Raw genomic sequence first — 25,092 nt, forward strand, 5'->3', positions numbered from 1 at the left:
ACGCGTCGCAAGGACGCACGGCGCGGCGCACGATTGCGGCCGCGGGATGGCGCATTTCTCTTGGGAGGTCCAGGAGGGGCCTGAGCCACTCCTGGCCGCCGGAGGCGTCCCCCCCGTCCCCTCTTCTCCGAAGGGCTTCTATTCCTTGGGCTTGTGGCTGTCGCGGCAGACGACCTTGACCGGGGCCATGGTGATGCCGAAGAGTTTGCGCAGGGCGTTTTCCAGGTACTTCGCGTAGGAGTCGCGCACGCGGGCCGTGTCGCTGACGAAAAAGACGAACGTCGGCGGCGGATCGGAGGCCTGGGTCAGGTAGTAGAACTTGGCGCGGCGGCCGTTGACCAGGGGCGGCTGGTGCTTGTCCAGCACCTCGCGCATGGCCCGGTTGAGCGCGCCCGTGCCCACGCGGATCTTGCATTCCGCCCAGACGGCCTCGGCCATGGGCAGCACCTTGCCCACGCCCTTGCCCTTGGCCGCGGCGATGTAGAGCACCGGCACGTGGGAACACATGCGCAGCTCCTCCGCAATGTCCTTGCGCAGCTCCACCATGTCCTTTTGCGCAATCAGATCGATCTTGTTGACCACGATGACAAACGGCGTGCGTTCCTTGTCCAGATAGGAAATGAGGCGCTTGTCCTGGACGCCGACCCCGCCCGTGGCGTCGATGACCACCACGGCCACGTCGGCGCGCTTGGCGCTCGAGAGCGCCTTGCCCACGCTGTCGCGCTCCAGGTCGTCGGTGATGCGGGTGCGCTTGCGCACGCCCGCCGTGTCCACGAACACGTAGCGTCGGCCGTTTTTCACCACCACCGCGTCCACGGCGTCGCGGGTGGTGCCGGCCACTTCGCTGACGATGACGCGCTCCTCGCCGAGCAGGGCGTTGACCAGCGACGACTTGCCGGCGTTGGGGCGGCCGAGCACGGCCAGACGCAGGCCGGCCTGTACCGGTTCGCCCCGCGTTTCCGCCGCATCCGTCGCTTCCGCCTCTTCGGGCAGGGCCTTGAGAAGAGCATCGACCAAGTCGTTCATGCCGTGGCCGTGGGCGGCGGAAACAGGGAGCAGGGGCAGGCCCCAGGCGTGGAAATCACTCAGGGCGGCGCTCACGCGCTCCTCGCCGTCCACCTTGTTGACGGCCACGACCACCGGCTTGCCCACGCGGCGCAGCCGTTCGGCCACCTCGTCGTCGAGGGTCGTGCGACCGGCCCGGCCGTCCACGAGGAACAGCACCACGTCGGCCATGGTGAGCGCGGCCTCGGCCTGGACGACGATCATGCGGTCGAGCCCCTCGGGCACGTCGAAGTCCATGCCGCCGGTATCGACCAGGGTCACGGCCCGACCGTCCAGGGAGGCCGAGGCCTCCAGCCGGTCACGGGTGACGCCCGGACGGTCGTGGGTGATGGCCTTGCGCCGTCTGGCCAGGCGGTTGAACAGGGTGGACTTGCCGACGTTGGGGCGTCCGACGATGGCCACGATAGGGGGCATGGGGTATCGGTCTCCTTGGGGGCTAGGGAAAAGGCGAGGCGGTCATCCCGTGTGCAAACGGGAGCCAGAGGCTTGACCACGACTTTCCCGCCATGTCAACCGCAAATACGAAAAGTCGCGTTCCGGGTCAATCGACCGGACCCTTTGCCCGCAATCCGCGGCGCGCAGGCGAGGGGCCGGGCGTGGGAGGCGGGGCGTCACTCCCCGGCGGCACGCTCCAGGGCGTCCACGTCCGCGCCGGCGATCAGGGGGAGATGACGGGCGATCTTGGCGTAGGGCCAGTCCCACCAGGCGACGGCCAGCAGGCGCTCGACCACGGCGTCGGGAAAGCGCTGGCGGATGACGCGCGCGGGATTGCCGCCGACGATGGCGTAGGGCGGCACGTCCTTGGCGACAAGGCTGCCGGAGCCGACGATGGCGCCGTGGCCGATGGTGCGGCCGGGCATGATCGTCGCGCCGAATCCGATCCAGGCGTCGTTGCCGACCACGGTGTCGCCGCGGCTCTGGCACAGCGGCGGGGCGGCCTCCCAGCCGTCGCTGAAGATGCCGAAGGGGTAGGTGGATACCGGAGCGAGTTCGTGGTTGGCGCCGTTCATGAGGAAGCGCACGCCGCTGCCCAGGGCGCAAAAGGAGCCGATCAGGAGTTTGTCGCCGATGAAATCGAAGTGGTACAGGACGTTGTGGGTCTCGAAGTCCTCGGCCCGCGCATCGGGCGTGCCCGTGACGTCGAAATAGGTGAATGCGCCCACGCTGATATTGGGCCGCGTGATGCAGTTTTTTAAAAATACGAGCTTGTCGTAGCCCGTGATCGGGTGGAGGACGTCCGGGTCCGGATAACGCGCGACGGGCATGCCATACTCCTTGCCGGACGTTTTCAATCGGAATGGGGTGGTCCAGGAGGGGACCTCGTCCCCTCCTGGCCGCCGGAGGCGTTTTCCCCCGAAATTACCCGCGCAGCTTCGCGGCGATGTCCGCCGCGACCTTCTCTCCCGAGAGCAGCATGCCGCCGAAGATCGGCCCCATGCGGTAGGAGCCGAAGCTCGCGTTGGCGGCCATGCCGGCGACATAGAGTCCGGGGAAGATCTCCCGGGTGTTCTTCACGGTATTGGTCTCGGCCACTTCGGCCCACATGGACTGCTCGCCCTCGATGCCGCCGGAGGGCGTGAGCAGCTTGACGTCGTTTTTGCGCACCAGCGTGTGCAGCACTTCCACGGCATGGCCCGTGGCCTCGACGAGGTACTTGCAGCCGAGCACCACCGGGTCCACGTGCAGGCCGGCGATCTCCACCGGCGAGGAATTGATGACGATGCCGGTGATGCGTTTGCCGCCGCCAACTTCGCGCAGCACCACGTCCTCGACGCTCATGCAGTTGAACACCTTGGCTCCGGCCAGGCAGGCGGCGGAGGCGAGCGTGGTGGTGGCGGCCACGGCATCGGCGGTGAAGTAGTTTTCCTTGTAGCGCTTGACGGGCACGCCGACGTCGGTGAGCAGGTGGGCGCTTTCCTCCTGCACCACGATGACGTTGTAGGTCATGCCGCCACCCCACATGCCGCCGCCAAGCGACAGCTTGCGCTCGAAAAGCGCGACGTTGAACCCGTCCTTGGCGAGCAGGCGCGCGGCGGTCAGGCCCGAAGGCCCGCCGCCGACAATGGCGACGTCGAGGTCGAGGCTCGATTTGAACTTGGCGAAATACTCGTCGACGATGGCTTCGGTGATGGTGCGTTCGTCCAGAGGCATGGTGCGTCCTTGAGGCTTAGGCGTTTATTTGCCGCCGATGGCGGCGCGGATGGAGTCCGTGTAGGGCGCGGTGAGCACGCCCTTTTCGGTGATGATGCCGGCGATGAGCTCGGCCGGGGTGACGTCGAAGGCGAAGTTGTAGACCGGGACGTTTTCCGGGGTGATGCGGTGCTCGCCCACATGGGTCACTTCGCGCGGAGTGCGGTCCTCGATGGGGATGAGGTCGCCGCTTGGCAGGGTCAGGTCGAAGGTCGAGGCCGGGGCGGCCACGTAGAAGGGCACGCCGTGGGCCTTGGCGGCCAGGGCCACGGTGTAGGTGCCGATCTTGTTGGCGGCGTCGCCGTTGGCCGCGATGCGGTCCGCGCCGACCACGACCTTTTGCACCATGCCCTTTTTCATGAGGTGCCCGACGGCGTTGTCGCAGGCGACCGTGACCGGGATGCCTTCCTTGGCCAGCTCGTAGGCGGTCAGGCGCGCGCCCTGGAGGAAGGGCCGCGTCTCGTTGGCGATGACCTGGATGCGCTTGCCCTGCTCGAAGGCGGCGCGGATGACGCCGAGCGCCGTGCCGTAGCCGGCCGTGGCCAGGGCCCCGGCGTTGCAGTGGGTCATGACGGTGTCGCCGTCGGCAATGAGCGCCGCGCCGTTTTTGCCCATGCGCTTGTTGATCTCGATGTCCTCGGCGTGCATGTGCTGGGCCTCGCCGAGCCAGGTCGAAAGCAGGGCCTCGCGGGTCGCGTCGCCGAGCGCGTTCCATGACTGGCGCATGCGTGACACCGCCCAGCGCAGGTTGACGGCCGTGGGGCGGGCCTCCTCGAGATCGCGCAGCAGCGATTGCAGGCGCTCCTTCCAGCCGTCGCCGGCCTCGCCGGCCTCGCGGGCGGCCAGGTAGCAGCCGTAGGCGGCCGTGACGCCGATGGCCGGCGCGCCGCGCACCACCATGGTCTGCAAGGCGTAGATGGTGTCGGCGGTATTGCGGCAGACGAAGGACTCCTCGCGGTCGGGCAGAAAACGCTGGTCCAGGAGCAGCAAGGCCTGCCGTTCGGCGCAAAAGGCGATGTGGTCGGTCATGATCGTGTTTCCGTCAGCATGTGGTGCGGGGTTGCGATGCCCCCGGCCGGGGGCGGGGGGACGATTCCCCCGGGGCGCGGCGCGCGGGGGAGCGTCGCGACAGCAAAGTCATTGTTCGGGCGTTGGTGCGGCGGCATGGCCCGGCCTTTGGGGCGCTTTTCGGAAATACGGCCGTATTTGCGAAGGCGCGCACCGTCAGCCCAGCTTTTTCGCCAGCAGTTCGTTGACCAGACCCGGGTTGGCCTGCCCCTTGGTGGCCTTCATGATCTGGCCGACGAAAAATCCCATGAGCTTTTTCTTGCCGCCGCGGTAGGCCTCCACCTCGGAGGGGTTGGCGGCAAGAACCGCGTCCACGGCCGTTTCCAGGGCGCTCGTGTCGGAAATCTGCGCCAGGCCCTGGTCGCGCACGTACGCGGCCGGGTCGAGGCCCTTGGCGTAGAGCTCGGGGAAAATCTGCTTGGCGATCTTGCCGGAAATGACGCCGTCGTCCACGAGCTTGATCAGCGCGGCGAGTTTGTCCGGAGTCAGGGCGCAGGCCGCGGGCGCGACGCCGGACTGGTGGCATTCGCGCAGGAGTTCCGTCTGCACCCAGTTGGCGGCCTTTTTCGGGTCGGCCCCGGCGGCCAGCGCGGCCTCGAAGTAGTCGGCCAGTTCGCGTTCGGCCGTGAGCACGTCGGCGTCGTAGTCGGAAAGCCCGAGCGTGGCGGCGAAGCGCTCGCGGCGCGCGGCCGGCAGTTCGGGAAGTTCGCCCTTCCAGCGGGCGAGGGTGTCGGCGGCGAGCGTCAAGGGCACGAGGTCCGGGTCCGGGAAATAACGGTAGTCGTTGGCCTCTTCCTTGGCGCGCATGGAGGCGGTGGTGTTTTTGGCCGCGTCGTACAGGCGCGTTTCCTGGACGATCGCGCCGCCGTCGTCGAGGATGTCGGCCTGGCGCTCCACCTCGTATTCGATGGCCTTTTGCACGTGGCGGAAGCTGTTTAGGTTCTTGAGCTCAGCGCGCGTGCCAAACGCCTCCTGGCCCACGGGGCGCAGGCTCACGTTGGCGTCGCAGCGAAACGAGCCTTCCTCCATGTTGCCGTCGCAGATGTCGAGGTAGACGAGGATGGCGCGCAACGCCTTGAGGTACGCCACGACCTCCTCGGGGCTGCGCATGTCCGGCTCGGAGACGATTTCAATGAGCGGCACGCAGGCGCGGTTGAGGTCCACATAGCTCAGGTTGTCCGCGGCGGAGTGGATGTTCTTGCCCGCGTCCTCTTCCATGTGGATGCGCGTGATGCCCACGCGCTTGGGCGTCCCGTCCACCACGATGTCGATGTGCCCGTGCTCGCAGATGGGCTGCTCGTACTGGGAGATCTGGTAGGCCTTGGGCAGGTCGGGATAGAAGTAGTTCTTGCGCGCGAAGACCGAGACGGGATTGACCGTGCAGTCCGTGGCGAGGCCCATCTTGGCGGCGAATTCCACGGCCCGGGCGTTGAGCACCGGCAGCACCCCGGGCATGCCCGCGCAGACCGGGCAGACATTTTCGTTGGGGTCGTTGCCGAAACGGGTGGAGCAGGAGCAGAATATCTTGCTTTCGGTCTTGAGCTGGGCGTGCACTTCCACGCCGATGACCGTCTCGTACCTGGCCATGAAGGCTCCTTGGCGGCTGGCACCCTTGCGGGAGCGCCGGAAATTTCGGTCGGGGGTGTACCCCGCATCCGGCAAGCGGGTCAATGGCGCAGCAGCCGCGGGCACGGCGCGTGAAGCGGTTGTATTTTCGGCGGCACGCGCCTACAACGAATCAGTCCGGACGCGGCCCGTGCGCGGCGACGGACAATACCACGTTCCCTCACGAGGCATGCCATGGGCATTTTCACTTTTTCGGCGAGCCGTGGCCTTCGTGCCGCCGGCCTTGTTCTTTTGTTGCTTGCTGTCTGCGCCGCTCCCTGCCTGCTGGCGTCGCCCGCCGCGGCGCAGGACTACGAAGCCATGATGCCCGAGTCCCTGCATCGCGAGTTGCGCCACGCCGAACGGGATTACCGGGACGCCATCCACGCGGTCAATGCCGCCGAGACGGAGCGCATCGCGCGCAAGGCCGCCGGCGCCGCCGCCGAGGAACTGCGCGCCCTGGACGAAAAGGTGGGGGCGCTCGTGACCAAGGCGGAAAAACTCAAGGTCCATGCCGACTATCTGGAAGAACTCTACGAAGCCAAGGCCAAGGAATACAAAAACAAATAGGCATTCGCCTCGTTTTTCGCGGCCGCGTTTTCCGGGGGGAATCCTTCTCCCCGGAAAACGCGGCCGCATCGTTTTTCAGGTTCTCGAAGCGAGCGGAGACGCGGTTGCCGTGCTCCGCAGCCTGTCCAAGGCGTCCGCCAGCACGCACGCGCCCAGGCGCGCCGTCATGCCCAGGGCCGGGTTTTCGCCCGCGAGCTCCCTGCCAGCCAGGGCCGGATCGTCCGCGCCGTACCAGGTGGCGTAGAAAACCGAGCCTTCCCGGCGCGCAGCCGAGCCCTCCAGGAGCAACAGGTCGGTGTCGTAGCTCCAGCGCCTGTCCCCGTCGGGCGTGACTTCGAAAATATCGCCCGTGTCGCCCACGGTGACGAGGGTGTCGCCGTCCGGCAGGCGCTGCGCGCCGCTCATCTTGGACGAGAACATGTCCATGGGCATGGGCGCGACATAGGACCAGACGATCGCGGCGGTGCCGTCGGCCAATCCGGGCCGCGCGGTCGCCGCCTCGGGCATGGCGATTTCGAGCACCCGCGAGAACGATCCCGCCAGGCGGTCCACGCCGTTGTCGAAGACCAGGATGTGCCCTGCCCCGGGCAGGCCGTCGTCGATCCACTTGGCGTCGTGCTGGCCGAAAAGCACCTGGTCGGAGGCGTCGCCGGCGCGGTAGGCCTGGGGATTGCCGAAGCGCCAGAGCAGGTCGCCGTCCGGCCCGGCCGCCTGCGCCGTGGTCGTGCCGTGGTCCACGGCCCAGAGCTCGTTGGAGTTGCGCACGCTCACGAGCACGGTGTCGGTCGCCGCGTCGTAGTCCACGGCGTTGATGTGCGTCCAGCCGTCGGGAAAAAGCGGCCGGCCCTGGTAGTTTACGTCGATGCGTTCGGGATGGGCGGCCACGTCGCCGTAATTGGCCTTGCCCGGGTCGCGGTCCTGGATGACGTGGTCGATGGCCCGCCACTGCCAGACCACGATGCCGCCCGTCGCGCCCACGGGCATGACCTCCACCAGTTTGTCCGCCAAAAGCATGCCGTCGCGCAGTTCGCCCGGGTCGCGCCCCAGGGCCACGGCCTCCTCGGCCGGAATCACCTCGGCGGCGATATACAGCACGTTGCCGTTGGGCAGGATGGTGAAGTCGTGGTGCTGGAAGCTGCGCTCGCCGGCGTCGTAATACTGCCAGACGAGGTTGCCGTCCCAGTCGTATTCCTCGATGACGCCGCCAGTGCCGTGCAGCATGTGCTCGTCGCGGACCCTGCCCGCGCGAAACAGGTGCCCGTCGTCCGTGAGCGTGGCCGCAAGCCCTGCGGTGTAGGCGCTTTTCCAGGTATGGACCACCGCCCTGGTGTCCTGGTCGATCAGATAAGTGTAGGTGGAGTCCTGGGGTGCGACGAGGACATAGCCCGAATCTGTCGCATCTTGCATGGCGCGGCTCCGGCCGGCAGAGTATCGCGGCAGCACGGACGCCGCGTACCCAGGTTACGCCATCGCGCGCGAATTTTCCAGATGCCGGTTCCAGGCGGCGGCGAAATCCGTGTAGCCCGCCACGCGGTTGTGCCGGTCGTAGGCCAGGGACTCCTCGGGGCGCGGGGCGATGCGCCAGATCCAGGAACGCTCGGGCGGCGGCAGGGCCACGCCTTCCAGGGCGTCGCGGCTTTCGAGGATCGTCTCGCCGTCGGCGCGTTCCCAGGCCGTGTCGCATACGAGGCAGGCGCGGCCGGGCTGGCGGGCCAGCCAGTCGAAATGCGCGGTGACGAGGCCCGAAAGAAACGCCTCGCGCGCCGCGTCGGGCACCTTGCGCCCGAGCAGGGCGTAAAACGGAATGGCCAGCTGGGAGGCCAGGTTGACCGAGGCCGTGAATTCCGGGCGCAGGCCGGGCACGGGGTCCGGTGGCGATGCGGGGTCGGGCAGGGGGGCACGGCGTTTGGCCGACTCCCGCGCCGCGCGCGCCACGCCCGTGGCGTCGGCCGCGACCAGGCGCACGTTGTGATGCTCGCGGGCCAGGCGGCGGGCCGCACGCGGGTGGTGGACGTCCACAAGCACCACTGTGGCGAAGCGCGCGGCAAGCTCGGCCACGGGCACGTCCAGGCAGGCCCCGGACCCCAGGATCAGGGCCGTCCCCCCCCCGGGGCACGCCTGCGCGGCATCGAGGATGCAGTGCCGCGTGGCCTCCAGGTGGGACGCCCAGGCCTGCCGGCAACGACGGTGGCGGGCGTCGATGGACACCGCTTCCCGGTCCTGGTCGAGGCTTCGCGCCAGGGCCGAACCCCGGTCGCGCCACAAGGCGAAGAGTTCGCGCAGCATGTCGCCTCCTCGTGCGGCAGTAAACCAGCCCGGCCTTGCCCGCAAGCCGCGTTTCCGGATTCCTTGACACCCGGTCCCCGGGCTTCTAGGGTGAAAATACGAGCAAAACGGTTCGCCGCGACCGGAAGGCGGGCCGGCAAGGAGGGTTTCATGCGCAACCTGTGTTGTCTTTTTGGCCTGCTCCTGCTGCTGGCCGCACCGGCCGCCTTTGCCGCCGAGGCGGGCGGGCAGCCGCAAGCCGCGCCCGAGGCCAAAACCCCGGACCTCGCGCCCGAGGCCGCCGCACCCATGGCCGCCATGTGCGACTACCTCAAAGCGCGGCCGAGCTTCACCTTCACCGCCGAGGTGGAAACCGACAAGGTCTATCCCAACGGCCAGACCATCCAGGTTTCCCGCACGGCCAAAGTCGCGGTCAAGCGCCCTGACAAGGCCTATTCCCACGTGGTCGGCGACGACCGCGACCGGGTCTTCATCTACGACGGCAAAACCGTCACCGTGGCCGACCTGGACCGGGGCGTCTACGCCGTGACCGACGCGCCGCCGACCCTGGACGCCACCATCGACATGCTCGAGGAAAAATACGGACTGAGCGCTCCGCTCGGCGACGTGATCTACGGCGACCCCTGCGCCGCGCTGCTCGAACACGTGCGCACAGGCGACTGCGTGGGCACTCACCAGGCCGTGGGCAAGGCCTGCGACCACCTGGCCTTCACCCAGAAGGCCCTGGACTGGCAGATGTGGGTGGAGAAGGGCAAGACCCCGTTGCCCCGCAAATTCGTCATCACGGACAAGGAAATCATGGGCTGGCCCCAATACCAGGTGACGTTCACGGACTGGGACGTGGCCCCGCACCTGGCTGCCGGGCTCTTTACCTTCAAGCCCCTCGAAGGGATGCGCCGCATCGATTTCCTGCCCATGCTCGAAAACTCGGACAAAACCAAGTGAGGCGGCCATGATGCAACGTATTTCCCTTCGGCGGCGCGCTTCCACGGTTCTCGTGTTCCTGGCGGCGCTTTCGCTCGTGTGCGACGCTTCCCTGCTGCCGATTTTCTCCGGGCTTTCCACGGCCACGGCCGAGGCCCGCATGGGCGGCGGCGGTCCCCATCCCGGGGGCGGCGGCGGACCGCATTTCGGCGGCGGCGGCCCCCGTTCGCCCGCGCCCGCTCCCGGCGGACTGCGCTTCGGCGGCGGGCCACCGGTCGCGCCCCGGCCCTCGGTGCGTCCTCCCGCCGCGCCCCGGCCCGGCGGCCCCGGCTTCGCTCCCGTGCCCGGTCCCGTGCCCGTAGCCCCCGGCTTCGCGCCGCGCCCGCCCGCGCCCATCGGCGCGCCCGTGCCCGGCTTCGGCCCCGGGCCGCGTCCGCCCGTCCCTGTGCCCGGCCCCCGTCCGGGGTACCCGGTGCCTGTTCCCGGGCCGCGTCCGGGATATCCCGTGCCAGTGCCCGTGCCTGTTGGTCCGCGCCCGCCCATCGGCCCCGGGCCGTGGCTCTGGACGCTGCCGGCGGCCGCCGTGGCCCTCACCGTGGCCGGCGTCACCTACTATAATTACCAAAATACCTGCTACATCGAACAATACCAGGGTGACCGCGTGGTCTACGTGCCCGTCAAGGGCCCCTGCCCGCCTCCCGGCTATTAGGAAGAGGGAGAACGGAAAAAGACGAAGAATGCCCCCGGCGTCCAGGAGGGGCCGAGGGCCCCTCCTGGACCACCCCGATAGGGGAATATCCTGGCCTGGAAAAAGGAATCAGAGCAGAAGCAACAGGGACGGCAGGGCCAGTCCCAGGGCGCAGCCGAGGAACAGGGCGGGGGACGGCGCAAAGGGACAGGGCGCGTCCTTGCGGGGAAGCGCCAGGGCCTGCCCGGCGGCGTAGGCCGTGACCAGTCCGGCCAGCCGGCCGAAAAGGTCGCCGCCGGCGGCGGCGAAGGCCAGGAGCAGGCCAAGCAGCGCGGCCCCATCGGCAAGGCCCATGACTGTGGGAATGCTGTTTTCGTGCCCGGGCTGCGCCGCGCCGGGTCTGCACAGGAAAAGGATCGCGGCAAGCCCGGCCGCAAGGAGCGGCAGGCACGCCGTGAGCACGGCGGCAATCCCCCGCGCGGCCAGGGCGGCGCGGGGGGGCGCGGTCGGGATGTCCGTTGCGGCGCGGCCCCATTCCATGGCGGCGAAGCGCGCATCGATGATGGCCGAAAGCGGCAGGACGAGTACGAAGGCGAAGGCCAGCAGCGGCAGCCACGTCTCCATGTGCCGTCGCTTGTCTGGCGCGCCGGCGGCGCACAACACCCCGGCCAGGCAGCAGCCGATGCCTGCGTCGAGGCTGGCGTTTAAGGGCGAGAGCTTAGGGACGGCCACCCACTGCACGAAGGCCGCGCCGAGCGCCGTGCCGAGAGCGAGGCTTGCGGCAAGAGGCAGGCGCGGCGGCGTGGGCTGGCGCTTCCCGACGCTGGCGGTGAAGGCGAGCCCTGCGCCGAGGCAGATGCAAAGGGGCAGCATGGCGGCAAACGCCGCGAGCACGACGAGCGCCACGCCTGATGCGGCACCGCTTTCGCTCGGCAGCGGCCGCACTGCGGCGCGCAGCACGAATAGCGAAAAGGGCAGGCACAAGGCGAGGAGCCCGAGCATCGGGGCCAGGAGGTCGGCCGGGTCGCTGCGCGCGGTGAAACGCGGCGCAAGGCGCAATCCCATGGCGAGGCCCAGGGGGAAGACGGCCAGGGCCAGGCCCGTGGCGGGCGCGTTGCCGCCGAAGGCCAGGAGCAGGTCGCGGGCGATCAGGCAGGCCATGGCCGCGCCGGAAAAGCCGAGGGCCAGGGCGGCCGGCGTGGGCCGGCCCGTGGGGCAGGGACAGTTTTTCATAAAAACAGTTTGCAGAAGCGGGCAAAAAGGTTGGTGGCTTCTTCCGCGGCCTCGGGCGCGGCGGCGCTGCGGTTGGCTGCGGCGCGGGCGGTGAAGATCGCCCGCACCCGGTCGATGATTTCAGGGTGGCGCGCAAGGACCATGCGGAAGCCCTCGCGGTCCACTTCCAGGCAGCGCGTCTGTTCCACGGCCCGGATGTCGGCCTGGCGCGGTTCCCCCGTGAGGAGCGCCATCTCGCCGAAAATCTGCCCGGCCGACAGCCGCGCCACTTCCTTGGCGCCGATCACGACCGCGACCTGTCCGGACAGGATGAAGCTCATGGTCGTGCCGCCTTCGCCCTTGGTCATGATGGTCTGGCCGGGCGCGAACTGGCGCACCACCGAGGCGCGGGCCAGCATTTCCATGTCGGCGTCGGTCATGCCCGACAGCAATTCCACATCTGCCAGGGCGGCAAGTCCCTCCGGCCTGCCCCGCTCGGGGTCGGGCGCATCCATGACCACGCGGCGTGTCGGGGCCGGTATTTCGATGCCGCGCTCCAGGAACTGGTACCATACGCCCGAGAGCACGGCGTCGGCGGCGGCCAGGCGGCCGTTGAAGCCGCTTATGTGGTAGATCGCCGAATAGACGAGGCGATCGGCCTGGATCTCGTGGAGCCGGGCTACGGGCGGCGGGTTCCTGGCCACGCCTTCGGCCCGGGACAGCGCCGTCAGTATGGCTGATTTGACCTTGACCGGCGGCGCGTCCAGGGGCGCGGGCACGTAGAGGATCTGACGCAGCAGTGCTGTCGGCCGGTTGTAGTTGACGAGCCGGTCCTTGGCCACGGCGTTGTTGGGCAAGAGCACTTCGTTGCTGTCAAGGGTCACGACCTTGGTGTAGCGCCAGGTGACTTCCGTCACCTTGCCCTCGACGTCGCCGGCGCGTATCCAGTCGCCTTCCTGGAAGGGTTTTTCGACTTGCAGGAGCAGGCCGGAAAAAAGGCTGCCGATGGTGTCCTGCATGGACAGGCCGATGACCGCGGTGAGGATGGCCGAGGACGTGAGCAGCGAACCGATCTGGATATCGGTGAGCTGACGCAGGCCGAGGCCGATGGTCACGGCCAGGATGCAGAATTTGAGCAGGTCCTGGAGGATGTGCCGGCCGTGTCCGCCCGTGGCGCGCGCGGAGGCCAGCTTGAAGTAGACGTAGTCCACGGCCTGGCAGGCCGCCAGGAAGCCCATGGCCAGGGCGGCGACGGTGAAGGCCGTTTTGCCCTGGGCGGCGGCGTGTTCGGGCAGCGACGTCTCGAGCGACCAGAGCAGGGCGAGCCCCGACAGCCAGCGCAGAAGCCCGGCCAGGGAGCGGCTGATGACGTTGCGGCGGCGCAGGAACGACAACAGCGCGGCCACGGCGAGAAACGCGGCGGCAAAGCCGGCCAGTTTGGGGCCGACGTTGACAGCCTGACGGCCGGCGTCGGCGAGCATTCCGGGCAATGTGGCGAGTTCGGGCATGAGAACGGCGTCGCTCCTTGGCGGCATCCTGCGCTTTTACGTTGCCCCTGTCCCTGCGTCAACGCGGGGCCGAACAAGGAAGGTGTTCCGGTGTCCAAGAAGAAATCGCGTTCGCGTCCCGACCCGGCGAGCCTCGGCCTGCCCTGCACGGGCGTGGAGAGCCATGCCCATCTGGACATGGGCGAATACGACGAGGAGGGCGTCGGCGCGGTCCTTGACCGCGCGGCGGCGGCGGGTGTCGCCCGCGTCGGCAACGTCTTTCTCGGCCCGGCGGCCTATCTGGCGCACCGGGAGCTTTTCGCCGAACGGGCGGAGGTGTTTTTCCTGCTCGGCGTGCATCCCTGCGACGCGGCCAAGGCGTCTCCCGGTGACGTGGCGGCCATGGCGGAGGCGTTTGCCGGCGACGCGCGGTTGCGCGCGGTAGGCGAGATCGGCCTCGACTACTACTGGGATGCGTCCACGGCCGCGACGCAACAGGCGCTATTGCGCGAACAGCTCGCCCTGACCCGGGAACTCGACGTGCCGGCGGTCATCCACAGCCGCGACGCGGCGGCCGACACCCTGGCCGTGCTCGACGATATGGGGTTTCGCGACCGTCCGCTGGTGTGGCACTGCTTCGGCGGCGGCGCGGACCTTGCCGCCGCAATTTTTTCGCGCGGCTGGACGCTCTCCATCCCCGGCCCGGTGACCTATGCCAAAAATACGGACCTTGCGGCGGCCGTCGCGGCCATGGACCTGTCACGCGTGCTGCTGGAGACGGATTCCCCGTATCTCGCGCCCGAGCCCTGGCGCGGCAAGCGCAACGAGCCGGCGTTCCTGGCGTTCACCTGCCTGCGCGTGGCCGAGCTTATGGGCCGCGACCCGGCCGAGGTCTGGCGCGCGACCGGCGATAACGCACGGCGGGTGTTCGGGCTGTAGATAAAAGACTCATGTCTCATGACATGTATTTCTTGCTTTTGTAAGAAGTCGGCCTCGCTTGCCGAGAGGATTGATTTATTGTTAATCTTGTAACGCAGAGCTTGTGTCCCAGCGTTGCGCGAAGGGGTGGGGAGATGCCAGTTCCTGACTTCCAATCGATTATGTTGCCTCTGCTCGATTGTTTCAAGGATCGTAAAGAGCATTCAAATGATGCCATAAATGAGTGCTTGGCGCGATATTTTAATCTTACTAATGAAGAAATGAGCCAACTTCTCCCTAGTGGAAAACAGCGCGTTTTTGGGAATCGCGTAGCTTGGGCAAAAACAAATTTGAAGCAAGCTGGATTGATTGAGTCGACAGGGAGAGGACTTTATAGAATCTTGCCTAAAGGTGAGGCAGTTCTCGCCGAGAATCCGTCATCGCTCAGTATAAAGTATCTCATGAAGTTCCCCGGGTTTAGAAATTTTCGAGAAGGGAAAGTCAAGACAGGGCAGAGTGATGCTGGTGAGAATTGCAATGAGGGCAAAACGCCTCAGGAATATATTGACATTGGGTATGAAAAAATATTGCACAGGCTGTCTGATGAGCTTATAGAAACAATAAGGAAAAGCTCTCCGTATTTTTTTTGAAAAATTGGTTATCGATCTTGTGTTGGCCATGGGTTATGGCGGGTCGCGACAAGATGCTGGGGCGCTGACGGGAAAGAGCGCAGACGAAGGAATAGATGGCGTAATTAATGAAGATAGATTGGGATTGGATGTTATTTATATCCAAGCGAAGAAGTGGACAGCCCCTGTTGGTCGTCCTGAAATACAAAAATTTGCGGGAGCGCTGTTGGGAAAGAAAGCACGAAAGGGAATATTTATAACAACATCGTCTTTCACGAAAGAGGCTGTGGAATTTGCGCGATCATTGGAAGCTAAAATAATACTTGTTGATGGGTCGATACTTACAGAATTGATGATAGAGTATGGGGTTGGCGTGTCTGTTGTGCAACAATATGAAATTAAGAAAATTGATTTTGATTATTTTATGGAAGAGCAATAACTTTGTTTTAAGGACGTTGCTTAGAGAAAGCCCCCGCGGCACAGGGCCGCGGGGGCTTTTGCTTGCTGGGAATCGGCGGACGCCTCAGGATATGGCCAGCATCCAGGGGATGCCCACGGCCAGGAAGACGCCGAGGAAGATGACGCCGAAGATGAATCCCAGCCGCCAGAAATCCTTGGCCGGGATGTAGCCGCTGCCGTAATAGATCGGCGAGGGGCCGGTGGCGAAGGGCGTCAGGATGCCCATGATGCCGAGGCTCGTGCCGAGCATCAGCGCCATGACCTTCATGTTCATGCCCGGAACCGCCGCCGCCGCGGTGAGGAAGACCGCCATCAACGCCGTGACGTGGGCCGTGACGCTGGCGAAGATGTAGTGGATGGCGAAAAAGACCACCACCAGCGCCACCATGACCGTGGTCAGCGAGTAGCCGGCCAGGTGCGCGGCCACGCCGTTCGCGAACCAGGTGAGGAAGCCTGTCTTGGCCAGACCGTCGGCCAGGGCGACCAGGGTGCCGAACCACATGAGAACATTCCAGGCCTGTTTGTTGGCGAGCAGGTCGTCCCAGCTGATGACCTTGAACAGCAGCATGAGGCACAGGGCGATAAACGCCGTGGTCGTGGAATCGATGGCCTTGCCGCCGGAGATCCACAGCACCAGGGCGAAAAGGGCCAGCCCGGCCATGGTCAGTTCCTTGCGCGTGATCGGGCCCATGGCGGTAAGTTCCTTGTCCGCCCAGATCGGGGCGTCGGCGCTTTCCTTCTGCGTCGGCGGGTAGAGGATGTAGCTCAAAAACGGCACGGCCAAAAACAGGATGATGCCGACAGGTGCGATGGCAATAAACCACTGCGTCCATTCCAGGCGGATGCCCGCCGTTTTTTCGATCACGGACACGGCGAGCAGGTTGGGTGCCAGCCCCGTGAGGAAGAGCGAACTGGTGACGCACGTCGTGGCCAGTGCCACCCACATGATGTAGGAGCCGATCCTGCGCGGCTCGTTGTCCGGGGTGGAGCCGTAGAGCGGCGGAATGTTCTTGATGATGGGGAAGATGGTGCCGCCGCTGCGGGCCGTGTTGGAGGGCATGAACGGGGCCAGGATGCAGTCGGCGAAGGCCACGGCGTAGCCCAGGCCCAGGGTCTTTTTGCCGAGCACCTTGATCAGCGACAAGGAGATGCGGCGGCCAAGGCCGGTTTTCTCGTAGCCCAGCGCGAACATGAAGGCGATGAAGATGAGCCAGACCGTGCCGTTGGAAAAGCCCGAAAGCGCCCAGCGGATGGCCTCGCCGGCCGTGGGCGGCGTCGGAGGCTTGGCCGGGACCAAGCGCAGCAATGCGGCCAGGGTGACGCCCATGACCCCGATGGCGGCGGCCGGGATGGGCTCGAGCACGAGGCCCACCACCACGGCGGCGAACACGGCGAAATACTGCCAGGCATAGGGTTGGAGCCCCGCCGGGACGGGCAGGGCGGCGACGAACAAGCCGACGACGACGGGAAGCAGCGCTTTCACGGGAAGCTTCATGGAGTCCTCCTTGGAGAGCGGGGCGATGCGTCCTTATTCCGGGCCGTTACTTCCCCTCTACGCCGTCTTGCACGGTGATACAATCCCGGAAGTGCCTCCGTGATGTGGAAAACGGGAAACCCTCCCGGTTGGGCCGCGACAACGCCCGTCAGGGTTCCGACGCCGCGCCGGCAACTGCAGGCCAGAATAAGGTGGTGCCTACGCTTGCATGATTATTGCTTAATCGCCTGCGCCGTCCTTCCGGGCGGTTGAAGCACCCTTGGGAGAGGGAAAGGACGTTTGCCGTGGAACGGATCAAGGAAAAACTCGTCGCCGATCCCCGCTACCGAGCCGGCATCGAACGCTGCCTGCAACGGCCGACGGTGCTCGTGGCCCTGACCAACGTCTGCAACCTGTCCTGCGCCTACTGCTCCACGCGAAACGTCCATCCGACCCGCCGCGACATGGACACGGCCCTGGCCAAGGCCGTCGTGGACCAGGCCCTGGAAAACGGCTGGCCCTTGCAGTTCGGGCAGACGTACGAGCCGTTCCTGCATCCGCGCGTCGTGGAGATCATCGCCTATGTCCGCGACAAGGGCGCGGTCTTCCAAAGCGCCACCAACGGCTTGGCCATCGGACGCGGCGCGTACGACCTGCCCATGAACCTGCTCGTCAGCTACAGCGCGGACGAGGACGACTTCGCCCACCGCGGCGCAAGATGTTCCTTCGAGGCCTACCAGAAGCGCCTGCTGGGCTTTTTCCGTCACCGCATCGCAGGCAGGGTCCCCGGCGTCATCACCGTGCAGATCGCGGACTATTCTATCTTCGGCGGAGCGCTCGCCTACGACAAGTCCATTGCGGACGCGGCGGGCATCTGGCGCAAGGCGCGGCTTTTGGCGCAACGCCTGGATCTCCTGTCCGCCCTGGACGCCATGCCCCCCGAGGCGGCCATGGCGCGCATCGCCGCCCGCCAGCCCCTGCCGCTTTTCGACGCGGACGGCTGCCGGGTGCAGATGCTGCCGACAAAGATCATGCCCAATGCCTACGACGCATTCATGGAACTCCCGGCGGCGACGAAGCCGGCGGGGTACTGCGACTCCTGCTGGACCATGCTGTCGCTCCAATCCGACGGCGGCGCGGCCTTTTGCTGCTGCGACCCTGCGGCGCGGGCCGTTGCCGGGAAGATCACCCCCGATACGGACCTTGCCGCGTTCTGGCGCGGCCCGGAGATGACGCGCGTGCGCGAGCGCTTCGAGGCGTTTACACCCCTGCATGCCTTCTGCACGCGGTGCCTGTCCCAGGTCTCGGAGCACATCAAACCCCTGCTCACGATGTCCGCTCCCGGGCTCGTGGCCACGATCCTGCGCGACCATGGCGTCACGGAAGACCTGCCCTGGTTCGTTTTCCCGAAGGGGTGAGGCGCACGCACGCCACGCGCCGCCCGGCGGTTGCCCAAATTCCTGCCCGAGGGTAGTGTTTCGCGGCCATTGACCTGCAAACCCGGGAGACGCACCCCATGGCCCTACATATCACCACTCACGGCGACATCGACCAGATCCTCGTGACCGCGCTGTCGCGGGAATTCGTACGCAAGATCTACCGCCACTGCTGGGGCAAGAACAACACCCCCTACTTCGCCGGCAACTGTTTCCGGGGCGTGCTATATTTCGACGAGCGCCTGGCCGGAAAATACGCCGAGGATCTGGGGCTCGCCTGGAACGGCTGGCTTTCGGCCCCCAAGTTCCATCACAGGACCGGGGCCTGCTACGAGCATGGCCTGACCCTGGTCGTGGACGCGGGGGAAGGCCCGACGCAGGTCGGCGCGGCCGGGCTGGCCGTGGTCGAGGAGCGCCCGCGCCTGGGCGATTTTCTGTCCCGCATCGGAGAAAACGAGGTGTTGTGCGTGCTCGGCGCGGTGGACAAGGGAGAGATGCAGTTCACCCTGCCCGATTTTTCGGGTACCTTCGACCCGGAGAAGCTGACCGTGCGGGTCGAACGCTTCAGCGACCTCTACTGCGAGGAGGCCGTGATCACGGGGCTCGCCTACGACGGCCGCACCCTGTCCATGGAGACCGGCCAGTCGCGCGGCAAGAACATGCTCGACCCGCTGCTTATCGACAGGGAGGGCAAGCTGCTCGATATGTACGATTTCGCCTGAGGCCGCGGCGGGCCGCAGCGCCTCCCCCCGCCTTGACGCAGGGTGCCCTGCGGCCTATAGGCAATAGAGGAGTGGAATTTTCTCACCGCCAGGCAAGCCGGAGGTCGTAGTGAAAACCGTACTGGTCGTTGACGACGATCCCAGCATCCGCGCGTTGATCCGGCTCTACCTCGAGGGCGGTGGGTACGCCGTGCTCGAGGCCGGCGACGGTCGCCAGGCCATGAAGCGGTTTGCCGGGCAGTCGCCCGACCTCGTCGTGCTCGATATCTTCATGCCGGAGATGGACGGGCTCGAGGTACTGCAGAAGCTGCGCGAGGAGTGCCGGGCCTGCCGGGTGATGGCCATTTCCGGCGGTTCGGCCAAGGTCGGCATGGACCTGCTCGGCCATGCCACGATTTTCGGCGCGCACGACGTGCTGGAAAAGCCTTTCGACGCCCAGACCCTGCTGCGCAAGGTCACCGCCCTGATCGGGCCGCCCGAAGCCTGATCTTCCCTTGTTCCCCGGAGCGCCCGGCGCGGACCCGGCCTCGTGTCGTGCCCGCGACGCACGGGCATGCTTAATACGTGGGGAGCCTTTGGGCTGGATTGTGTTCCAGAGGCACGACGCTAGGCGAACGCGCCGCGGGCCTGGCCGAGGCGCTGGGCGACGCGGCCCAGGGCTGCGCGGGCCGCCGCAGCATCGTGTTCCTCGCCCGCCTGCTCCAGTTCCCGGGCCGCCTCCCCGAGTGCCTCGAACCCGTAGGACAGGGCCGAGCCCTTGAGCTTGTGCCCCTGGCGGCGCGCCGTTTCCAGGTCGCCCGAGGCCAGGGCCTGGCGCGCGGTTTCCAGGGTGGCGTCGGCGGTGGCAAAAAAGATCGGCAGCAAAGGGCGCAACAGTTCCGTGTCCGGGCCGAGGTCGGCCGGGACGGCGGCGGAGGGCGCGCAGGGGGGCGAGGCTTCGCCCAGATAGCGGGCCACGGCTTCGAGGACCGCGCTTTTGCGCACGGGCTTGGTCAGGAAATCGGTGCAGCCGGCGGCGTCGCAACGCACGCGGAACTCGTCCAGGGCATGGGCCGTGAGCACCAGGATGGGCACGGGCGTCCGGCCGTCACGGCGTTCCATGGCGCGGATGGCCCGGCTGGCCTCGTAGCCGTCGAGCACGGGCATTTCGAGGTCCATGAACACGAGATCGTAGGCGGTCGCGGCGAATTTCTCCACGGCTTCGCGGCCGTTGGCGGCGACGTCGACCTGGTAGGGCGCGTCGCAGAGGAAAAGCTGCATGAGCGTCAGGTTGTCGGCGTTGTCGTCCACGAGCAGGATGCGCGGCGGGGAAGAGGCAGCGGGCATGGCGTGTCACCGGTTTTCAGGTTGCAGGCCGGAAGAAGGCGGCCCGGTCGGCGCATCCCCAAACGCTAGTCGAGCGGGGCCTCATTGGCAACCGGAAAAGGGCCGGGACGCAGGCACACCGCGACTTCCGGGCACATCGTGGCAAAGTCGCGCACAAAGGCTTCGACCTGCGCCGCCGCTTCCGGGGCATAGAGCAGGCGCACCACGGCGGCGAAACGGTCCACCACCGTGGGCAGGGCCAGGTTGTCCCGCGCTTCCAGCAGGAACTTGAGCAGGGCGACGTGCTGTGACGCCAGGCGCACGTACAGCCGCTGCGATGTCCGGGACGGCCTGTAGGGCGGCTGGCGGCGCGGGCGTCGTCTCACAGCGTCTCGCAGCCGTCCGCCGTGAGCAGCGCCATGTGCTCCCAGCGCGCGCCGCCCCATTCGGGGTAGTACAGGCCCGGCTCCACCGTGACCACCATGCCCGGTTCGAGCACGCCCTCGGAGGACGGGTTGAGGCTGGGGCCCTCGTGGGTTTCGAGCCCGATGCCGTGTCCCAGGGAATGCGTGAAGCGCTCGGCCACGCCTTCGCGCACGAACACCTCGCGGGCCAGCCCGTAGGCCTCGCGGAAGGAAAGCCCTGGCCGCAGCTTCTCGAGCACGGCCGTTTGGGCCCGCCGCACCCGGTCGAGCAGGGTGACGAAGCGCTCGGGCGGGTTCTTGCCCACCCAGACCGTGCGCGTCTGGTCGGAGCAGTAGTCGTCGCGCCGGCCGCCCACGTCCACGAGCACCAGGCATTCGTCGCGGATGACGGTTTCTCCGGGGATGGCGTGGGGCAGGGCGGCGTTGGCGTCCACGCCCACGATGGAGGAAAAGGCCAGTTCGCTGGCCCCGAGTTCGCGGAAGAGCTTTTCGATCTCCCAGGCAGCCTGCGCCTCGGTGCGGCCGGGCACGAGCACCTCGGGCAGCCGGGCCATGACCGCGTGGTTGACGGCGGCGGAGCGGCGCATGCGCGCGATCTCGTCGGCGTCCTTGATCAGGCGCAGCGGCTCCACGGCCTGGGGCACGGGGAAGAGGGGGATGTGCTCGGCGAGCTTGGCGTGGGTGTCGAAGGAGAGGGCCGTGGGCTCGAACCCCAGCCGCGTGATGCCCCTGTCCTTGAGGAAATCGGCGATGGAGGCGTAGCGCCCGGCCCCGTAGATGCACAGGTCCCTGGCCGGCCACAGGCGCAGGGCCGCGTCGCGGTAGCGGGCGTCGGTGAAGAGCGCGTCGCGGCCGTTGGCCGCCACGCACAGGTAGCCCGCGGTCTCGTTGCACTGGGGGTCGTGCAGTTCGAAGCCGCTCAGGTAGAACCTGTTGGCCGCATGGGCAACAAGCAGGGCCTCGTGGCCGGCGGCGGCGAGGCGTTCGCGCAGCCGGTCGCGCCGGGCCGCGTATACGGCCGTATCCATGGCGTCGTTCACGGACAAGATCACTCCTTGGGAAATTGGGCGAAGGCCCCTTGGCCGGCCGGTATCGCCAATCGCGCCGCCGGCGTCAATGCCGCCTCGCCGGCCGGGCGGGCGGACGCGCGTGAATTCCGGGAAAACCGAGCCCTGCCGAAGCGTCACGGCGCTTGGGCCGGCAGGGTCCGGGGCCGCCCGAAGCGGGCGGCGTCACAGCGTATAGACCGTCTCCGGCGCGCCGGAAACCATGCGTTCGGCCCATTCCACACCCTGCATGAAGGAATGGTCCATGTTGCCGACTTCGTATTTCCAGCCGCCGAAGCGGCCGCGGGAAAAGACGCCCTGGGCTTCCAGGGCCGGTTGCAGCACGGCCAGGGCGGCGTCGCGCTCGAGGCAGGGGATGGGATAGGCGTAGTCCACGCGCATCTCCCAGGTGGAAACGAGGCGTTGCGCATCCCCTGGCGCGATCAGCGTGGTGTTGACCAGCCCCTGCACGGTGCGGGGCACGAGGGTGTCGAGATCCTCGGGCTTGTGGTCGGAATAGCTCGTCTCGGTCATGATGGCGCGTTTTCTGGGTTTCGTACCGTCGGGATCCGGGGTGTTGTTGTAGGAATAGTTGTGGAAATTGGTCACCCGGTAAAACGGGCAGTCGGATTCGGGGAAGTACATCCAGCAGCGCGGGTCGGGCGGCGCGCCGTGAAAGCCCAGGCCGTGGATGGCCGAGCCGTTGTGCTTGAGCCGGCCGGCGGCGTCGACCAGGGCCGGGGCCGGGGTGGCCAGAACCTCGCGGACCAGCCGGTCGAGGGGCATGGTGGAGAGGATGCGGTCGTAGGTCAGGCGCTCGCCGTCCGCCGTGCACACGGTCTTGGTCGCGGCGTCGAGGGAGGCCAGGGGCGCGCGCAGGCGCACGCGGTCGGCAAAGCGCGCGGCCAGGCGGCGGTAGATTTCGCCCGTGCCGCCGCGCAAGGGGAAGCTGAAGGTGTTGTTGGGCCCCCAGGCTACGTCGTCGCGGCCGAGGATGATGTTCTTGATGACCCGGTCGGCGTCGACCACGGAAACGCGTTCGCCGATCCAGCGGTGGGACATGACCTCGCCGGGATGGGCCCAGACCTTGAAATTGTAGGGGACCATGAACAGGCGTGCGATGCCCGGGCCGAAAACCCGGTCCACCCATTCGCGGAAGTTCGCCGGCGGGGTTTCGTATTTGCCGGCGGCCGCGGCCCGTCCGGCGTCGAGCAGGCCGGCGACGCATTCCCAGGCCAGTTCCGGGGGCAGGCGACGGATGTTGTTCTGGAAGGGGTAGGGCACGAAGGTCCCGGCGGCGCGGATCCAGGACTCGCGTTCGTGGCGCAGCACGTCGTCGCCGAGCAGGGTTTCGAGCAGCGCGTCGAAGGCCGGGTAGTGGGAAAAGACGACATGGCCGCCGACGTCCCAGGTGAAGCCGGCCGCGTCGGTGAAGCTCGCGGCCAGGCCGCCGACATGGTCATGGCGTTCGAGGACGAGGAAATCGTGTTCGCCGTGCTGGGTCAGCCGCCAGGCCGCGCCGAGCCCTGTGGGGCCTGCGCCGATGATGAGGTATTTGACGTGCATGGGCTTCTCCTGGGCAATGGCGTTTGCCTACCAGAAACGGGGCGTGGAGGAAAGGAGCGCCGCGGCTGCGGGCGCAACGCGGGCGGGGCCGCAAGGGGCTCTCCGCAATCGCGAGGCAGGCGCGGACAGGCGCTTTGGGTCGCAAGAGGAAGGCGTCGCGGATTCCTGGGCGCAACACCATGCGCCGACGCGGGCCGCGTCGTGAGACAGGGAAATGTGAACCCCGCAGGCACACGAAAACGACGTCGCCCATGAAGCGACGGCGCGATCGCAACGGGGCCTTCCGGGGCCAGGCGCAGGCGCGGCCCCGGAAGACGGAAGGGTGTGGGGCCTACCAGGCCGGACGACGGGGCGGCCTGGGCGCGCGGGGTTTGGCCTCGTTGACCTTGAGGCTGCGACCCTCGAACTCGGTGCCGTCCAGGGCGCGGATGGCCTCGTCGGCGGCGGCGTCGTCGTCCATCTCGACGAACCCGAAGCCGCGCGGCTTGCCGGTTTCGCGGTCGGAGATCAGTTTGACGGACTGGACTTCGCCGTAGCGTCCGAACAGATCACGGACGCTGTCCTCGGTGGTGCGGAAAGGCAGGTTGCCAACGTAGATGTTCTTGGACATGAGACACGGACTCCCAAACGGTTGGACGTCAATGCGATCGGAAGCGTGTACGGAGGTCGGTTCGCCAACGGGACCGCCGGCTACGCTCCTTCCCTGGACGATTCCATCGGCCGTACGGCCGGAATGGCCCGATAGTTGGAGTGCATCCGTCGGACGGGGCTGTGAAGCGGAGGGAAACGGTCGGCGCGCACTCTCTGTTGACTCCCCAAGCGTGCCGTTTGCGCATGAACAGGGCATGTCCCCGAGGAACACAAGCGGAAGCGTCACGTCTTTGGACGAAGATGTAAAAAAGTATCGGATTGCGATACTCCTGGCAAGGGAAAAATGTTCCTTTCCACTGTTTCTTGCTGAAATGCTTGTCTGTTTGTGCATAGGAAAACCTGCCTTCCATGCGTCGGGGGCATCATTGAACGGAATGGTGTCAAGAATTGCGGATTTTGGTAACAACGCGTCAAAGGCGAAGTCCGGGCGGGCCCGGGGAGGAGCGCATGGGCGAAAACAATGGAGCCGAACGGTTTGCCGTGGCGGTGTCGGTGCGGGAAGGCTACAAGGTGGGGATCGGCGCCACCACGAAGGAGAGCGAACGCGTCCTGTATTATTATGCCGAGAAGACGCCGGAAACGGGCATCCTGGTCCAGGCGCTCAACGCCAACAGCGTGCCGAGCGGCGAGCGTTCGCCGGTTTCGGAGGAAGAGTTTTTCGCGAGGTACAAGCCCGAACCTCTGATCTACTACAATCAGGTCAAGCCGCGCATGGAAGCGATGTCCGCGGAACTCGACAAGGGCGAGAAGCATCTCGAGGCCGGGCGCACGGACAAGGCCGAAGTCTCCTTTCAGAAGGCGCTGCAATACGACGCCGAGAACCTGCGCGCCATTTTCGGCCTGGGCAACGCCTATCTCACGGCCGGCAAGATGGAGGAGGCCAAGGAGATTTTCGAGAAGATCATGTCCATCGACCTGGCGTTCGGCCCGGAGAACAAGTTCCTTTTCAACGAATTCGGCATCCGCATGCGCAAGCACGGGCTGCTGGACATGGCCAGGGCCTATTACGAGAAGGCGCTTGCGGCCTCCGAGGCCGACGAGAACCTGCATTTCAACCTGGGCCGCATCCACTACGAACTGGGCGATTTCGCCGCTGCCGCGGCCGAAGCGGACAGGTGCCTCGCCATCAATCCCGGCTTCCTTATCGCGGGCAAGCTCAAGAAGGCGGCGCAAAAGGCGTTGGCCATGCCTCGCTTGGCTGCGGAGTAGGCGGCGGCCTTGGCCGCGACTCGGAGACGCCTGACGGGCCGCTTTCGTCCTCTCTGGCAGCACTTGGCAACACGCTCGACAATGGGGACACCGGTGTCTGCCTGATGCGGGAAGCCTGGGTTTCGAAACAGAATGTGGAATTTGATAATTTCGATTG

Annotated in this window: 25 protein-coding genes; 10 read left to right on the forward strand and 15 right to left on the reverse strand. The window is 66.7% G+C overall.

Features of this window, described 5'->3' with window-relative positions; translation table 11 throughout:
- Positions 1 to 138: 138 nt before the first annotated feature.
- The 5 genes from der to gatB all read right to left on the reverse strand — a co-directional run bounded on the left by der (position 139) and on the right by gatB (position 5,910).
- Positions 139 to 1,479 (reverse strand): ribosome biogenesis GTPase Der, encoded by a 1,341-nt coding sequence (gene der / locus Q368_RS0105755; protein ID WP_029458033.1) that lies wholly within the window; start codon positions 1,477 to 1,479, stop codon positions 139 to 141.
- Positions 1,480 to 1,676: 197 nt separating this feature from the next.
- The gene (locus Q368_RS0105760; RefSeq protein WP_029458035.1) at positions 1,677 to 2,330 is read right to left on the reverse strand and encodes a CatB-related O-acetyltransferase; all 654 of its coding nucleotides are present in this window, start codon (positions 2,328 to 2,330) and stop codon (positions 1,677 to 1,679) included.
- Between the two features lie 94 nt (positions 2,331 to 2,424).
- Complete coding sequence (locus Q368_RS0105765) at positions 2,425 to 3,216, reverse strand: sulfide-dependent adenosine diphosphate thiazole synthase (RefSeq protein ID WP_029458037.1); 792 nt, start codon at positions 3,214 to 3,216, stop codon at positions 2,425 to 2,427.
- Positions 3,217 to 3,240: 24 nt separating this feature from the next.
- On the reverse strand, positions 3,241 to 4,284 hold the full coding sequence (gene mtnA, locus Q368_RS0105770; RefSeq protein ID WP_029458039.1) for an S-methyl-5-thioribose-1-phosphate isomerase: 1,044 nt from the start codon (positions 4,282 to 4,284) through the stop codon (positions 3,241 to 3,243).
- A 195-nt stretch (positions 4,285 to 4,479) separates the two neighbouring features.
- Positions 4,480 to 5,910 carry an Asp-tRNA(Asn)/Glu-tRNA(Gln) amidotransferase subunit GatB gene (gene gatB / locus Q368_RS0105775; protein WP_029458041.1) on the reverse strand — a complete coding sequence of 477 codons (1,431 nt, stop codon included), beginning with the start codon at positions 5,908 to 5,910 and terminating at the stop codon, positions 4,480 to 4,482.
- A 213-nt stretch (positions 5,911 to 6,123) separates the two neighbouring features.
- On the opposite strand from gatB, the gene Q368_RS0105780 reads away from it, so the two are divergent.
- A complete protein-coding gene (locus tag Q368_RS0105780) occupies positions 6,124 to 6,498 on the forward strand; it encodes a hypothetical protein (RefSeq protein WP_029458043.1) in 375 nt (124 codons plus the stop codon).
- Between the two features lie 75 nt (positions 6,499 to 6,573).
- Here Q368_RS0105780 and Q368_RS0105785 read toward each other — a convergent pair whose 3' ends face one another.
- Both Q368_RS0105785 and Q368_RS0105790 read right to left on the reverse strand, forming a co-directional pair.
- A complete protein-coding gene (locus Q368_RS0105785) occupies positions 6,574 to 7,905 on the reverse strand; it encodes an aryl-sulfate sulfotransferase (protein ID WP_052360036.1) in 1,332 nt (443 codons plus the stop codon).
- Between the two features lie 54 nt (positions 7,906 to 7,959).
- Positions 7,960 to 8,784, reverse strand: a complete 825-nt coding sequence (locus tag Q368_RS0105790) for a hypothetical protein (protein ID WP_029458047.1) — start codon at positions 8,782 to 8,784, stop codon at positions 7,960 to 7,962.
- A gap of 150 nt (positions 8,785 to 8,934) precedes the next feature.
- Here Q368_RS0105790 and Q368_RS0105795 point away from each other — a divergent pair, with 150 nt between their 5' ends.
- On the forward strand, positions 8,935 to 9,729 hold the full coding sequence (locus tag Q368_RS0105795; RefSeq protein WP_029458048.1) for a DUF2092 domain-containing protein: 795 nt from the start codon (positions 8,935 to 8,937) through the stop codon (positions 9,727 to 9,729).
- Positions 9,730 to 9,736: 7 nt separating this feature from the next.
- Complete coding sequence (locus Q368_RS26920) at positions 9,737 to 10,417, forward strand: hypothetical protein (RefSeq protein WP_245611291.1); 681 nt, start codon at positions 9,737 to 9,739, stop codon at positions 10,415 to 10,417.
- Positions 10,418 to 10,525: 108 nt separating this feature from the next.
- Here Q368_RS26920 and Q368_RS23760 read toward each other — a convergent pair whose 3' ends face one another.
- Positions 10,526 to 11,629 (reverse strand): hypothetical protein, encoded by a 1,104-nt coding sequence (locus tag Q368_RS23760; protein ID WP_052360037.1) that lies wholly within the window; start codon positions 11,627 to 11,629, stop codon positions 10,526 to 10,528.
- A complete protein-coding gene (locus Q368_RS0105810; RefSeq protein ID WP_052360038.1) occupies positions 11,626 to 13,116 on the reverse strand; it encodes a mechanosensitive ion channel family protein in 1,491 nt (496 codons plus the stop codon). The genes Q368_RS23760 and Q368_RS0105810 overlap by 4 nt, the downstream gene beginning before the upstream one ends.
- Positions 13,117 to 13,206: 90 nt before the next feature.
- On the opposite strand from Q368_RS0105810, the gene Q368_RS0105815 reads away from it, so the two are divergent.
- From Q368_RS0105815 to Q368_RS26750, 3 genes are all read left to right on the forward strand, one after another.
- The gene (locus tag Q368_RS0105815; RefSeq protein WP_029458056.1) at positions 13,207 to 14,034 is read left to right on the forward strand and encodes a TatD family hydrolase; all 828 of its coding nucleotides are present in this window, start codon (positions 13,207 to 13,209) and stop codon (positions 14,032 to 14,034) included.
- 134 nt (positions 14,035 to 14,168) lie between these two features.
- Positions 14,169 to 14,663, forward strand: a complete 495-nt coding sequence (locus tag Q368_RS26745; protein WP_211249762.1) for a winged helix-turn-helix domain-containing protein — start codon at positions 14,169 to 14,171, stop codon at positions 14,661 to 14,663.
- Positions 14,664 to 14,667: 4 nt separating this feature from the next.
- Complete coding sequence (locus Q368_RS26750) at positions 14,668 to 15,081, forward strand: restriction endonuclease (RefSeq protein ID WP_211249763.1); 414 nt, start codon at positions 14,668 to 14,670, stop codon at positions 15,079 to 15,081.
- Positions 15,082 to 15,165: 84 nt separating this feature from the next.
- Here the strand turns inward: Q368_RS26750 and Q368_RS0105820 are convergent, their stop codons facing one another.
- Complete coding sequence (locus Q368_RS0105820) at positions 15,166 to 16,596, reverse strand: anion permease (RefSeq protein WP_029458057.1); 1,431 nt, start codon at positions 16,594 to 16,596, stop codon at positions 15,166 to 15,168.
- 284 nt (positions 16,597 to 16,880) lie between these two features.
- Between Q368_RS0105820 and Q368_RS0105825 the strand changes: the two genes are divergently transcribed.
- From Q368_RS0105825 to Q368_RS0105835, 3 genes are all read left to right on the forward strand, one after another.
- Positions 16,881 to 17,993 (forward strand): radical SAM/SPASM domain-containing protein, encoded by a 1,113-nt coding sequence (locus Q368_RS0105825; RefSeq protein WP_029458058.1) that lies wholly within the window; start codon positions 16,881 to 16,883, stop codon positions 17,991 to 17,993.
- 98 nt (positions 17,994 to 18,091) lie between these two features.
- A complete protein-coding gene (locus Q368_RS0105830) occupies positions 18,092 to 18,733 on the forward strand; it encodes a hypothetical protein (RefSeq protein WP_029458063.1) in 642 nt (213 codons plus the stop codon).
- A gap of 109 nt (positions 18,734 to 18,842) precedes the next feature.
- Positions 18,843 to 19,220 (forward strand): response regulator transcription factor, encoded by a 378-nt coding sequence (locus Q368_RS0105835; RefSeq protein WP_029458065.1) that lies wholly within the window; start codon positions 18,843 to 18,845, stop codon positions 19,218 to 19,220.
- A 119-nt stretch (positions 19,221 to 19,339) separates the two neighbouring features.
- Here Q368_RS0105835 and Q368_RS0105840 read toward each other — a convergent pair whose 3' ends face one another.
- From Q368_RS0105840 to Q368_RS0105860, 5 genes are all read right to left on the reverse strand, one after another.
- Positions 19,340 to 20,059, reverse strand: coding sequence for a response regulator (locus Q368_RS0105840; RefSeq protein WP_029458066.1), 720 nt, complete (start codon positions 20,057 to 20,059; stop codon positions 19,340 to 19,342).
- A 65-nt stretch (positions 20,060 to 20,124) separates the two neighbouring features.
- Positions 20,125 to 20,424 (reverse strand): DUF4911 domain-containing protein, encoded by a 300-nt coding sequence (locus tag Q368_RS0105845; RefSeq protein ID WP_029458068.1) that lies wholly within the window; start codon positions 20,422 to 20,424, stop codon positions 20,125 to 20,127.
- On the reverse strand, positions 20,421 to 21,491 hold the full coding sequence (locus tag Q368_RS0105850) for a M24 family metallopeptidase (RefSeq protein ID WP_029458072.1): 1,071 nt from the start codon (positions 21,489 to 21,491) through the stop codon (positions 20,421 to 20,423). Before Q368_RS0105850 ends, Q368_RS0105845 begins: the two co-directional genes overlap by 4 nt.
- Before the next feature lie 204 nt (positions 21,492 to 21,695).
- The gene (locus tag Q368_RS0105855; protein WP_029458074.1) at positions 21,696 to 23,075 is read right to left on the reverse strand and encodes a protoporphyrinogen/coproporphyrinogen oxidase; all 1,380 of its coding nucleotides are present in this window, start codon (positions 23,073 to 23,075) and stop codon (positions 21,696 to 21,698) included.
- 331 nt (positions 23,076 to 23,406) lie between these two features.
- Positions 23,407 to 23,685, reverse strand: coding sequence for an RNA recognition motif domain-containing protein (locus tag Q368_RS0105860; protein ID WP_029458075.1), 279 nt, complete (start codon positions 23,683 to 23,685; stop codon positions 23,407 to 23,409).
- Between the two features lie 488 nt (positions 23,686 to 24,173).
- On the opposite strand from Q368_RS0105860, the gene Q368_RS0105865 reads away from it, so the two are divergent.
- Positions 24,174 to 24,935 carry a tetratricopeptide repeat protein gene (locus tag Q368_RS0105865; protein ID WP_029458076.1) on the forward strand — a complete coding sequence of 254 codons (762 nt, stop codon included), beginning with the start codon at positions 24,174 to 24,176 and terminating at the stop codon, positions 24,933 to 24,935.
- Positions 24,936 to 25,092: the final 157 nt, after the last annotated feature.

Origin of the sequence: Solidesulfovibrio alcoholivorans DSM 5433, from assembly GCF_000702665.1 — a bacterium.
GTDB classification, from domain to species: Bacteria; Desulfobacterota; Desulfovibrionia; order Desulfovibrionales; family Desulfovibrionaceae; genus Solidesulfovibrio; species Solidesulfovibrio alcoholivorans.

Coding starts and splice junctions, on each gene's coding strand:
- Q368_RS0105860 (WP_029458075.1), bottom strand. CDS start 23,685: ATGTCCAAGAACATCTACGTTGGCAACCTGCCTTTCCGCACCACCGAG.
- Q368_RS0105855 (WP_029458074.1), bottom strand. CDS start 23,075: ATGCACGTCAAATACCTCATCATCGGCGCAGGCCCCACAGGGCTCGGC.
- Q368_RS0105780 (WP_029458043.1), top strand. CDS start 6,124: ATGGGCATTTTCACTTTTTCGGCGAGCCGTGGCCTTCGTGCCGCCGGC.
- Q368_RS0105850 (WP_029458072.1), bottom strand. CDS start 21,491: ATGGATACGGCCGTATACGCGGCCCGGCGCGACCGGCTGCGCGAACGC.
- Q368_RS26920 (WP_245611291.1), top strand. CDS start 9,737: ATGATGCAACGTATTTCCCTTCGGCGGCGCGCTTCCACGGTTCTCGTG.
- Q368_RS0105810 (WP_052360038.1), bottom strand. CDS start 13,116: ATGCCCGAACTCGCCACATTGCCCGGAATGCTCGCCGACGCCGGCCGT.
- mtnA (WP_029458039.1), bottom strand. CDS start 4,284: ATGACCGACCACATCGCCTTTTGCGCCGAACGGCAGGCCTTGCTGCTC.
- gatB (WP_029458041.1), bottom strand. CDS start 5,910: ATGGCCAGGTACGAGACGGTCATCGGCGTGGAAGTGCACGCCCAGCTC.
- Q368_RS23760 (WP_052360037.1), bottom strand. CDS start 11,629: ATGAAAAACTGTCCCTGCCCCACGGGCCGGCCCACGCCGGCCGCCCTG.
- Q368_RS0105830 (WP_029458063.1), top strand. CDS start 18,092: ATGGCCCTACATATCACCACTCACGGCGACATCGACCAGATCCTCGTG.
- Q368_RS26745 (WP_211249762.1), top strand. CDS start 14,169: ATGCCAGTTCCTGACTTCCAATCGATTATGTTGCCTCTGCTCGATTGT.
- Q368_RS0105820 (WP_029458057.1), bottom strand. CDS start 16,596: ATGAAGCTTCCCGTGAAAGCGCTGCTTCCCGTCGTCGTCGGCTTGTTC.
- Q368_RS0105865 (WP_029458076.1), top strand. CDS start 24,174: ATGGGCGAAAACAATGGAGCCGAACGGTTTGCCGTGGCGGTGTCGGTG.
- Q368_RS0105785 (WP_052360036.1), bottom strand. CDS start 7,905: ATGCAAGATGCGACAGATTCGGGCTATGTCCTCGTCGCACCCCAGGAC.
- Q368_RS0105760 (WP_029458035.1), bottom strand. CDS start 2,330: ATGCCCGTCGCGCGTTATCCGGACCCGGACGTCCTCCACCCGATCACG.
- der (WP_029458033.1), bottom strand. CDS start 1,479: ATGCCCCCTATCGTGGCCATCGTCGGACGCCCCAACGTCGGCAAGTCC.
- Q368_RS0105840 (WP_029458066.1), bottom strand. CDS start 20,059: ATGCCCGCTGCCTCTTCCCCGCCGCGCATCCTGCTCGTGGACGACAAC.
- Q368_RS0105795 (WP_029458048.1), top strand. CDS start 8,935: ATGCGCAACCTGTGTTGTCTTTTTGGCCTGCTCCTGCTGCTGGCCGCA.
- Q368_RS0105790 (WP_029458047.1), bottom strand. CDS start 8,784: ATGCTGCGCGAACTCTTCGCCTTGTGGCGCGACCGGGGTTCGGCCCTG.
- Q368_RS0105765 (WP_029458037.1), bottom strand. CDS start 3,216: ATGCCTCTGGACGAACGCACCATCACCGAAGCCATCGTCGACGAGTAT.